Consider the following 10779-nt stretch of genomic DNA (forward strand, 5'->3'; position numbering starts at 1 on the left):
GCATTATCAACATAATAAGTGGGTGAAAACACTTAAGGACTACAGAGTGTTCCAGAGTATGTCGCGAAAAGGAAACTGTTTAGACAATTCGCCCATGGAGAATTTTTTCGGGTTACTAAAACAAGAAATGTATTACGGGAAAGCACTGTGCTCATTCAAGGAATTAAAAAAAAGAATTGAAGAATATATTATTTATTATAATAACAAGCGTATAAAGCAAAAATTGGCAGGCATGAGTCCGGTTCAATACCGTAACCATACCAGCCAATTAGCTGCATAATATAAAACTCTAACTTTTGGGGGTCACCTCAATCCTGCTAGCAAAATGAATACAAAAAAGAAGAAGATAGCTATTTTCACAGCTGCATAAATGACCATCACAGCAACAATAGCTAATCCGATCAGCAAAAGAATATAAAGAAAGATATCGAAAAAGGTTATTAGTAGAAAAACCAACCCTCCCCCGATTAGTAATGCTACCCCAACGATTAATAATATTTGCTTTCTATTTGTGTCTTTTACTTCTTCTACTTCTTCCATGTGCCTCCCCTTCCTCCCCCTAGCACCTTTAATTATTCGTCGTATTTCTTTTTCAGAAGCTCAAGCGCTTCTGAAATTAAGTCAACAATCGGTTTATCTTGAAAATAAGAAAGTCGTTTGTACTCTTGAAAATCTTCAGGATGTATTCGGACTGACTTATATTTAGGTTGCTGCTTTTTTTCTGCTGATAGTTTATTATTTTTTTCGCTCATATTCCTCGCCTGCCCTTTCTATTATATGATCTTTATATTAGCATACAATAACACAATAACTCAATAACTCAATAATGCCATTAATACTTATAGACTGAAATTTGCTCAAATTTATTGATCAAATGTTTAAAAAATAAGCCTTTTTTTATTTCCCCCTAGTCTCCAAAAGGGATTTTCTTCATCTCACAAGGTTATTCAATTATATTCGTAATCACATATATAATAATATATATAAATCATCATATATCATTATCTTATATATGATGATTTATATTATTGTAAATACATTGACTCATATAAAATTTCTGATTATACTGTTCATATAACATATTAATCATACGATCACATATATCGATAGGGGTTGTTTAAAATGAAAGAATTCGTTATTGATTTAGGAAATGGGTTTGTTAAAGCTAAAAGTGAAAAACGTACCATTGTCGCACCATCTAGCATTGCCTTTTATGAGGACTTAGGTGAAGGTACACTGGATGATTTCTCTGTAGAACGTTCTTATAACGTCTTTGAGAGCACTATTCATGACGAGGTACATTATGTATGGGGCACAGGCATTAAAGACGCTGTAAACCATAATAAGCTGCTGCCTACGTACACGCACAATAACCGATACAGTAATAAGCGTTTTAAATGTCTATTCCAATTCGTACTTGCTGAATTGGCAAGTGATTTTGAAGAAAAGAGCCTGGATGTTCTTTTAGTAACTTCTTTGCCGTCCAATGAGATTGGATCTGAAGATGAGAAAAAGCTAAGAGAATTCTTGAAACGTACTCATTCTGTTAAACGAAACGATAAAAATTATACGATTAACGTCGAAATCGTAAAAGTGAATGAACAGCCATTAGGAACGCTCTTGAACATTCACATGAACGAAACCTATCAAATCCATAAGGATTTACAGACAAAAACTATTGTTGTAGTGGATTTCGGTTCTGGAACTACAATCGTTGATACGTATAAGAACATGAAGCGTCTTCCTGACAGTTCCATCACTATTCTGGAAGGGCAAAATGACATCTACAAAGAAATCGCTAATAAGATTAAAAAGAAGTACAGCGTGAAAGACTTGTCATATACCTATGTTGAAGACGGATTTCGTGATGGTTCATATACCGCAAAAATCTCTGAACGAGCAATATATCCATTCGAAAATATTGCTCAATTAGTGATAGACAGATTTTGTGCATCCATTATTACTCGTATTGATACGACACTCACCAATCGTGATGCGGTTGATGTCTTTACACTGACTGGTGGAGGAGTGAATAACGTTGGTGATACCTTCCGAGAAGAATTAAACGAAGATGTTATTCAAATGCCAGACGGGGATACGCAAACGGCGTCCTTAGAAGGAAACTGGAAGTTTGCAAAAGCCTTGTCAGAAAGACTTAAAAAAGCAAAAGTAGGTCAGGAGTGAATGTGACATGGCAACGCAAAAAGTAATATTCACTTATGATGATATAGAAGATAAAGAAGTTCATACGTTCTTTTCGAAACTACCTAAGGGAGATAAATCGAAACATATTCGCAGAGCATTAAGAGCTTATGTTACTGGTCAGAGCGCTTTTAGCGCTCCTCCATCTGCTTTTGAAGAAGAGGAGCACCCAAAATCCTCTCTACACAGTAAAAAGACTGAAAAAGAACCTGAAAGTGATTTTACAGACCTTCCAGATGACTTGTTTAATCGATAAGAAGAGAGTGCGTAGTTCGATCATGGCGGAAAGCGTGAAGAGGGGTACGGGAACGATTCGAAGAATGAGGGACCACTATGAGAGTAAATACCATTTAAACAATTTTGATAAGTGTATTTGAGACGCTTTAAAGCCTTGAAAATCAATAAATTGCTACCTTTTTAATAGGGTACACTTATTGATAAAAATAGACTGAACGGTAAAAACCGATCAGTCTATAAATAATTATCTTACTCCACTAAAGCGCCCGTTTAATGGAATAACCGAGGAAATTCTATTAGCTGGTTTAGTGAAAGAAGCGACTGCCTTGTTAAGCAATCGCATCCGTTAGAGATATAGCTATCATACTGAGGGAGTTTAGCAAAATAACTAGAAAGCTAATCACCCGCTTCTTCCCTATATTTATTTACACACTTTTTACATATACAATGCTTTCCTCTACTTTCTGTAGGAACTAACTTAAAGATTCCATTAGGAAATTCTCCTTCTCTATCGCACCAGCAGTTACCGTGTTCTACGGTACCTGCCATACACTTGTTGTCCTCTCCACATAGAGGACAATATTTATTAGCCAATTACAACCCCTCCTCACTCCCTCACAATATTAGTTAAGTATGACATAAAAAGAGATTAGATTTCTTATATGATAATGTAAGATTTTTTATAAAATTGTTCTTTACCTACGTTAGAGTTTAATAACTTCAACAAAAATAAGCGTCAATCCTTCTTGGATCAACGCTACCCTATAGCATTCCTGTATTCCTTCACAATATCATTGTAAAAAGTAAATAGAGAGTGTTTATCTCACTCTCTATTTGTGGTTAGAGTTGTTTTTTGTTATTTAGTTTTAATAAAGATTCGTTCCAATTTATTGGAAATCCAATACAAGAAAAATCAATATCATCTTCGAATGCAAGGATGAGTGCTTCTAAATCAGTCACAAATCTATTACCATCAGTCCTTGTTAATAAACGTTGTATAATGTAGATTGCAGCGTAGGTCATCCGATTATCAATCTGCCTCATCTCTTCTCTAAATAATCGGGGTTTGAATATCAGCTTTTTATTATATAAACGGCCATAATGAGCGCAAACGTTTCGGACATTCGATAATGACTGCAACCAACTTTCTAAATAACGATAAGGAATATTATAATATGTTTTAGCTATGTGTTTTTTTACATCTTCATTTAAATTTCGATATAGTTTAGAAATAAATCCAAATGGAGTAACCTCGATCGCTGCCCATATTGGAAGGTTGCCGTCATATTTTTTAAAATGATGTTCGATAAAGAGTTCACCTTTGCGACTTCTACTAATTATTGTTTCCAATTCAACTAAAAAATCACGATGATATTTTTCATCAATAAAATTCTCTTTATCTTTATAACCGAGTGGCCCCAATTTATGAGCAATCTCATAAGATATATGAGTGCGAAATGCTATTTCAATGGTTTCTAAAACACCTAACAGCAGATGTCTTAGTCGTCTATCAAACTCATATAACGAAGTTAATTTGTTGAATGAAGAATGGCCCATATATTGGTCAGTATTTAGAGGATCTTTGAATGTGAGTGCATAGGCACTTAAGCGATAATAATTAACTCTTTGCAAAAACTTCTCTGCATATTCTGAATTTTCTACGTGCAAGTTTCTATTTTTATAAATTTCCACTTGTTCTTTATACGTAGTGGGTGGTTTCATTTTCAATTCATCTTCCGAATCCACTTTCATTTCCCCTTGAAAAAACAAAATGACCCACCTTGGTCCGCATTGCTAAGAGGCGTGGTGGGTTCTGTTACTATTATAATAGTACTTTTTTTCATATTAGTCAAGGAAACGCGATAAGGAAAAGAGTATAATTAGACTTTGGGGATTGTTCCAAAAAAACTAAAATCAGTTAAATTGCTGCACGTTGAAGTAATTCTTAAGACTAAAAATCCGACTGAAACCCTTGATATAACAAGGGTTTCAGTTAGTAGAAATAGCCCAGCATTAATAATGGAAAATATTGAAATTGATTCCTTCTTATTCCGTAAAATGGCCCTATTACTGAAAAAGGCACAATTCCTCTTCAAGAATTGCGCCCTATTCTTGAATAACTACAACACTTGTATTAGATTGTCGTATTACAAGACTAATAATAAGTATTCTCCTAGTTAGTCAACTTTCTTCATTAGGAAAACTATTGGCCAGTTTTCGAAAGGCCTCATTCAGGATCTCCATTCGTTTTTCAACCTTTTTAGCTGCTGCATCAAGTGTAAACCCTTCTTCGACCATCTCCTGGATCAAAAGGATTTTTTTAACATTTAAATAATTATACCTTCTTGTGGCTCCTTCACCTTCTTTTTCGGACTGAATGATCCCTTTTTCTTCCCAATAACGAATTTTTCGTGTAGGTATGCCTGTTATCTCTGATACCTCCCCAATTCCGACAACTAATCTCTTTAGTAATTCAAAATCCATTAAGGGAAGCAACGGATTGTCTTTTTCGTTCATGTTTTGACCTCCGATAAAAACCTTTTATAACTATTTTACGATAGAAGAAAATATATGACAAACAACAGAAGTAAATAATTGACTTTAATTGTAGTTTTGTTACAATTTACGTAGATAATATACATTATCTAAAATTTTCTTTAAGGAGATGTTTAAGAATGCCTATTATTAACGTTGATTGCTGGGAAGGTTTTAGTGAAGAACAAAAGCAGGAATGGATCAAGGGGCTAACAGAAATAACGGTTAATTTGTTTAACATCCCTCCAGACAAAGTGTTAGTTCTTTTAAGAGAGGTTCCATTATCGAATTGGGGTCAAGCAGGTACTGCAGCATCCGATCCAGATTTTTTATCTAAAAGCCGCATTACTGCACTTCCATCTAAATAAAAAATATAAACAATAGGAATCCCTTTAAATTACGGGATTCCTAATACGTTAATTTAGTAAGGCGTTGATTGTAGGGATCTTTAGGATTGTGGGATTGGATCATTTATTGAGAAATTGTACTATTCCTCTAGTTCAAAAACTCTCGATAAAAAATGATGCAACTTCCCTAACCTGAGAATATCATCAACTGTTCATTACGATCCTGCTGGCTTGTGAAACATGACAAATAATTTAAAATTCTAAACAACTCCGGAGATATTCTTGCTGAAGGTTTTTGCAAGTTTATCCGTAAAGCCTTATATGATGAGATTAAGGAGGGAACACCCATGACTCAAATAGCCATCTCAAACAACACAGCTTTTGAGCGAAACTATCCGTTCATAACAGCTATTTTGTTTTGGTGCGGTATTGTAGTAGTGTCCAGCGTTTATTTGACTATCCCATTGGCTGGCATCTTTAACGAAGCTTTTGAAGCTACAGCTTCTCAAGTAGCGTGGACCAGCAGCGCCTTTTCCCTGTTTTACGCGATAGGCTGTCTCTTTACCGGACCATTATCTGATCGTTATGGACGCAAAAGGGTTATATTATTTGGTTTTGTTGCATTAACGATGATTACTGGAGTTTTGGGATTATCGAATAGTCTGTCAACATTCATCATCTTCCGGAGCTTACAAGGAATAGCCGCGGCAACTTTTCCCCCAGTAGCTGTCACTTATATTGTCGAGATGTTTCCGCCTGAAAAACGTGTAACAACGATTGGATTTGTTAGTTCTGGATTTCTAATGGCTGGGGTTGTTGGTCAGATTTTTAGTAGCTTCTTTAGCAATGTGTATGGATGGCAAAGTGTTTTTTACATTATTGGATTAATCTATCTATTAACAACCATTATCGTAGCTTTGTTTATACCAAAAGTTGATAATCAAAATCATAGTAGCAACTTGCTAGCCCCCTTTAAACAGTTTGGGTCCGTTCTGACAATAAAGCCACTGTTGTTTTGCTATCTAATTGCGACTACCCTATTACTGACTTTTGTTGGAATGTATACTGCACTCGGCAACTATTTAAGCATAGAGTTTGGGTTAGGAAATCAAGACATTTTCTTTGTTCGTACTGTTGGAATTATCGGGATGTTATTTTCTCTATTTACAGGCAAACTTGTTAACAAATTTGGTATCCTAACTATTCTGCGTGTAGGACTTACACTGGCTTTTGTCGGTCTAGCTGTTCTAGGAATTAGCTCTAACTTGTCGATGCTCACGATTATGAGTGTAATTTTCGTGACCGGAATTGCAATAACAGTACCAACACTTATTTCATTAGTTGGTCAACTTGGTGATCAAGCGCGGGGAGCTGCTGTTTCTCTTTATACTTTTGTCGTATTTATTGGTGCTTCCCTGGGACCAATCGTGGCGGAGGTGCTTTTAAATACAGGCAGTTATCTATTGACATTTGAAATCTTGGCGTTGCTTATTGGTATTGGTCTATTTGCTTCATTTTTAATTAAGCCTAGTATTCGTTAAGGCATCTTTCCAAAAGTAAAGGGTGCATTCCTACAGGAATGCGCCCTTTAACTGAATAAGGAAGTTACTTTTCTTATTTATTAAAAAGGATACATCTTCAATTTCATGAACGTGAAGATGTATCCTTGATATAATCATACTACCACTACCCCGTGAAAACTTCTCCATCTGGATAACGAATACTTGATTTTTGAGCTTTCGCCAATGAAAAGGCTAATGTTAATGGTCCGATTCTTCCTATAAACATTAAAACAATAATGATTAGTTTGCCAGCATCTGATAATTCTCCAGTTAACCCCATTGATAATCCAACCGTCCCAAATGCGGAGAAGGCTTCAAATATTATCGTGATAAACGGAGCATTCTCCGTAATCGATAGAGCTAAAATGGTTAAAAATACAGCGAATAAACTGATGATAACGATCGCTAATGAACGTAATATCATTTGATGTTTAATTGTACGTTCAAACACAACGGTTTCATTTCTTCCCCTTAAAAAGGTTACAACAGCCATGACAATCACAATAAATGTTGTAAGTTTAATCCCACTCCCCGTTGAAGCACTTCCTGCTCCAATAAACATTAAAAGAAGCATAAAAACAATCGTTCCAGGATTCATACTTCCTATATCTAATGAATTAAAACCTGCTGTTCGTGGTGTAACAGCTTGAAAGTAAGATGCCCAAAGCTTTTCACCAGTGTCTAAAGCACCTAATGTAGCTGGGTTTCCATATTCTAGTGTGAATATCAATAACATTGCAACAATATTGATTACTAATGTTCCAACAAGCATTAATTTTGTATGTAACGATAAACGATGAAAAAATTTCGTGTGCCATAAATCAGACAAAACGGTAAACCCAATTCCACCCGTAATAAACAATAAAGTAATCAGAATATTAACTACTGGGTCTCCAACATAACCCATCAAGCTATCGGACCACAAAGAAAATCCAGCATTATTAAAGGCAGAAATTGAATGGAAAATACTTGTGTAAATACCAAATTCCCAACCATACTCTGGAATCCAGCGAACGGATAATAAGATAACAGCGATAAATTCCATTGCAAAAGCAAAAATAAATAATATTTTAACAAGACGAATTACACCGCCAATGGATGTTTGATTTAATGCTTCTTGTACGAGCATTCGTTCTTTTAATCCAATTTTCTTTCCTAGGACAACAACAATTAGAACAGCAAATGTCATTAACCCTAATCCACCAATTTGAATGAGTATCATGATTACAACTTGACCGAAAACGGTAAAATCTAATCCTGTATCAAGTACAGCTAGACCTGTCACGGTAGTAGCAGATGTTGCTGTAAATAACGCATCTAACCATCTAATTGGTTCGGTTGTTGCAATAGGAAGTTTTAATAAAAAAGTACCAATAATAATGGCAACAAAAAAACTCAAAGCCAATATTTGTGGTGGGGACATTTGTATTTTTCGATGTAAAAATCCTCTTCTATCTAACATCGTTACATCCCTTCTTCTTCAAATCGTTTTAAATCGTTTTTGTGTCCAATCACAATAAGAACGTCTTTTTCATAAATCATATCATCAGGCATCGGAGACACGTTAATATCTTCACCACGTTTTATAGCCAAAATGGTACATCCAAACTTAGCACGAATGTTTAAATCGATAAGTGAACGGTTATGTATTTTTTTTGTTGCTAATAATTCAACGATGCTATATTCATCAGACAACTCAATATAATCGACAATTTTTTCAGAAACGATATGTTGTGCGATACGAATTCCCATATCTTGCTCAGGGTGAATAATTCGGTCAGCTCCTATCTTATCAAGTACCTTATGATGATGAACGTTTTGTGCTTTCACCCAAACATTTTGAACATCCATTTCTTTTAATACAAGCGTAGTTAAAATACTAGACTGTATATCATCACCAATTGCTACTATAACGTATTCAAAATTTCGAATTCCTAGGGATTGTAAAGATTTCTCGTCTGTTGCATCCGCTATAACTGAATGAGTAGAAAATGCCGCAAATTCATTAACTTTTGTATCATTATTATCAATGGCTAACACTTGATGTCCCATCTTGTATAACTCTTTACAAACACTACCACCAAAACGCCCTAAACCTATAACTGCGAATTGTTTCTTTTTGCCTGCCATTTTCTCGCACTCCTTTTCCCAAAATAAAAAGACCATCACAAAGAATGGTCCATTAAAGACCCTTCTCTCCAAAATAACGCTAACGAGGTTAGCTGTCGGATTAGGGACTGAGAGTATCCCCTCTTACTTAGTAAGATTCACCCCAAAGATGGTTTTTAACCACCCATAATGGTTCCCCCGCTCTATAAAAAGATTAAGCGAATAAAGGTTAAGACTGATTTATTTAACATGTCCCGAAAGAAGTCTCCCTCTTCAATCGTGTGAAGGGCGAAGCCGAACGATAAGGGGGAGATGAATTTCGGTTGGGCGGTAGCTCAAAATTTAGTATTATCATAAAATATAGCTATGATGTTCTTTGATAACTGGATATATGAGGTTGCATGGAGAAATAAAAATGTGAAAACCAAGCTGATCCTTCCATGCGTAAAATATCCAAGGTACGAAAGAACTCCGATTCTTCGGACATCTAGGGTAGGAACTACCCGAAGTAACGCTCATGGAGAAGAAAGGTTGCTTTCTTCATGGAAGTGAGAAGCTCCCACTTCAAGCGTAGCTAAGTGGTGAGTAGTTCACTAAAGAGAATTTACTCCTCCTTATGTTACTTGTCAATAATTTTCTTATCTAAGGAATAGAGTTTGGCTTTCTTAAAGTATTCTGCCAGTTAGTTTAAGTTCAACACTTCACAATATTGTCTGTATTTAACATAAATATCCAGTTTTCTAAAAGTAAGTTATTCAATTAAATGGCCCTATTCTTGAAGATTAAAGGTAAAACATATGGGATTTTCCGGTGCAACTTTGTTTTAAACGGTATAACTTTCTTTAAAACGGTACATCTTTTTTATAAACGGTACGACTTTCTTTTAAAGCACAGCTCAATAAACTGTTTAAGCACTAACAAAAAAGCAGAAGATTTATTCTACTGCTTTTTTTGAGCTTTTAATAGATTACTCAATATCCATTTTAAAACAATTCCAATTCCTAAATATGTGATTAGGGAGTAAAAAGAATTCCATTGAATATATTGATAAATATTTAACCAACGAAATAAGTTTTCCCCCAAAAATGCCAAAAATGCTCCTACTACTAAGTTAGCCAGAATAAAGGATTTCCAAGTTGAGAAAAACTGATAAAGTAACATATAGATAACTGGAAGTATTATTAAAGATGATACAAACAATGATGGAGATAGTGGAGATAAACTAGTTGGGTATCCAGTTAAACCATATTGAATAGTAATAATGTCTATAAGCGTACTAAATATTGCAGCTAAACCACCTACAGTTAATAATTCAAATAAACGTGTTCTGTCTAATAATTTCGAAGCTAGGTATATAAACAAAATATGTAAAACTAAAAGTAACCACCAACCAAAGGAAAATAGATTATCGTTTATCCAATAAGCCCAATAAGCTTCTCGAAAAGTTTCTCTAATTTTTGTTATTTCTTCCCAAGATGGGTATTGATACTTCAAATTAAGTCACCTCTATTCACCACAAATCATTACTGCTACTAACCCTTAAATTCCCCTAGGTGAATAGGATATATTCAAATAGATTGAATTATTTTACGTAGTTTTTTTTTCCTTATTTCACAAACGGAGGCTTTAGTTGAATTGCGTTTTACATAGGTAGGCTGTTTGACATATTATACATGACCAATATGTCAAACAGCCTATTTTTACGAGTTTTTTTAACATGTCCCGAAAGAAGTCTCCCTCTTCAATCGTGTGAAGGGCGAAGCCCAACGATAAGGGGGAGATGAATT

General features: G+C 35.0%; 13 protein-coding genes and 1 riboswitch. Of the genes, 5 read left to right on the top strand and 8 right to left on the bottom strand.

Annotation, left to right across the window (positions count from 1 at the left end; translation table 11 throughout):
• Nucleotides 1–280: IS3 family transposase (locus SAZ04_RS20945; protein WP_332699204.1), on the top strand; the 280-nt coding region annotated here is incomplete at its 5' end.
• A gap of 23 nt (nucleotides 281–303) precedes the next feature.
• Here the strand turns inward: SAZ04_RS20945 and SAZ04_RS20950 are convergent.
• Together SAZ04_RS20950 and SAZ04_RS20955 are read right to left on the bottom strand one after the other, a co-directional pair.
• On the bottom strand, nucleotides 304–540 hold the full coding sequence (locus SAZ04_RS20950; RefSeq protein WP_332699207.1) for a hypothetical protein: 237 nt from the start codon (nucleotides 538–540) through the stop codon (nucleotides 304–306).
• 32 nt (nucleotides 541–572) lie between these two features.
• Entirely contained in the window at nucleotides 573–752 is a 180-nt protein-coding gene (locus SAZ04_RS20955; RefSeq protein ID WP_332699209.1) for a hypothetical protein, read from the bottom strand.
• A 370-nt stretch (nucleotides 753–1122) separates the two neighbouring features.
• On the opposite strand from SAZ04_RS20955, the gene SAZ04_RS20960 reads away from it, so the two are divergent.
• Both SAZ04_RS20960 and SAZ04_RS20965 read left to right on the top strand, forming a co-directional pair.
• Nucleotides 1123–2184 carry a ParM/StbA family protein gene (locus SAZ04_RS20960; RefSeq protein ID WP_332699212.1) on the top strand — a complete coding sequence of 354 codons (1062 nt, stop codon included), beginning with the start codon at nucleotides 1123–1125 and terminating at the stop codon, nucleotides 2182–2184.
• A gap of 7 nt (nucleotides 2185–2191) precedes the next feature.
• Entirely contained in the window at nucleotides 2192–2458 is a 267-nt protein-coding gene (locus SAZ04_RS20965; RefSeq protein WP_332699215.1) for a hypothetical protein, read from the top strand.
• A gap of 377 nt (nucleotides 2459–2835) precedes the next feature.
• Here the strand turns inward: SAZ04_RS20965 and SAZ04_RS20970 are convergent, their stop codons facing one another.
• The 3 genes from SAZ04_RS20970 to SAZ04_RS20980 form a co-directional block, all read right to left on the bottom strand.
• A complete protein-coding gene (locus tag SAZ04_RS20970; RefSeq protein WP_332699218.1) occupies nucleotides 2836–3033 on the bottom strand; it encodes a cysteine-rich CWC family protein in 198 nt (65 codons plus the stop codon).
• 246 nt (nucleotides 3034–3279) lie between these two features.
• Nucleotides 3280–4185, bottom strand: coding sequence for an Abi family protein (locus SAZ04_RS20975; protein ID WP_332699221.1), 906 nt, complete (start codon nucleotides 4183–4185; stop codon nucleotides 3280–3282).
• A gap of 435 nt (nucleotides 4186–4620) precedes the next feature.
• The gene (locus tag SAZ04_RS20980) at nucleotides 4621–4956 is read right to left on the bottom strand and encodes a MerR family transcriptional regulator (RefSeq protein ID WP_332699224.1); all 336 of its coding nucleotides are present in this window, start codon (nucleotides 4954–4956) and stop codon (nucleotides 4621–4623) included.
• A 158-nt stretch (nucleotides 4957–5114) separates the two neighbouring features.
• Between SAZ04_RS20980 and SAZ04_RS20985 the strand changes: the two genes are divergently transcribed.
• Both SAZ04_RS20985 and SAZ04_RS20990 read left to right on the top strand, forming a co-directional pair.
• Nucleotides 5115–5342 (top strand): tautomerase family protein, encoded by a 228-nt coding sequence (locus SAZ04_RS20985; RefSeq protein WP_332699227.1) that lies wholly within the window; start codon nucleotides 5115–5117, stop codon nucleotides 5340–5342.
• 326 nt (nucleotides 5343–5668) lie between these two features.
• Nucleotides 5669–6862, top strand: coding sequence for an MFS transporter (locus tag SAZ04_RS20990; RefSeq protein ID WP_332699230.1), 1194 nt, complete (start codon nucleotides 5669–5671; stop codon nucleotides 6860–6862).
• A 145-nt stretch (nucleotides 6863–7007) separates the two neighbouring features.
• Here the strand turns inward: SAZ04_RS20990 and SAZ04_RS20995 are convergent, their stop codons facing one another.
• From SAZ04_RS20995 to SAZ04_RS21005, 3 genes are all read right to left on the bottom strand, one after another.
• Nucleotides 7008–8345, bottom strand: a complete 1338-nt coding sequence (locus tag SAZ04_RS20995; protein ID WP_332699233.1) for a TrkH family potassium uptake protein — start codon at nucleotides 8343–8345, stop codon at nucleotides 7008–7010.
• Between the two features lie 2 nt (nucleotides 8346–8347).
• Entirely contained in the window at nucleotides 8348–9013 is a 666-nt protein-coding gene (locus SAZ04_RS21000) for a potassium channel family protein (protein ID WP_332699236.1), read from the bottom strand.
• Between the two features lie 62 nt (nucleotides 9014–9075).
• Nucleotides 9076–9223, bottom strand: a riboswitch (cyclic di-AMP (ydaO/yuaA leader).
• Nucleotides 9224–9931: 708 nt separating this feature from the next.
• Nucleotides 9932–10486 carry a CBO0543 family protein gene (locus tag SAZ04_RS21005; RefSeq protein ID WP_332699239.1) on the bottom strand — a complete coding sequence of 185 codons (555 nt, stop codon included), beginning with the start codon at nucleotides 10484–10486 and terminating at the stop codon, nucleotides 9932–9934.
• Between the last annotated feature and the right edge of the window lie 293 nt (nucleotides 10487–10779).

Source organism: Halalkalibacter lacteus (assembly GCF_036663595.1).
Taxonomy (GTDB): domain Bacteria; phylum Bacillota; class Bacilli; order Bacillales; family Bacillaceae_D; genus Halalkalibacter; species Halalkalibacter lacteus.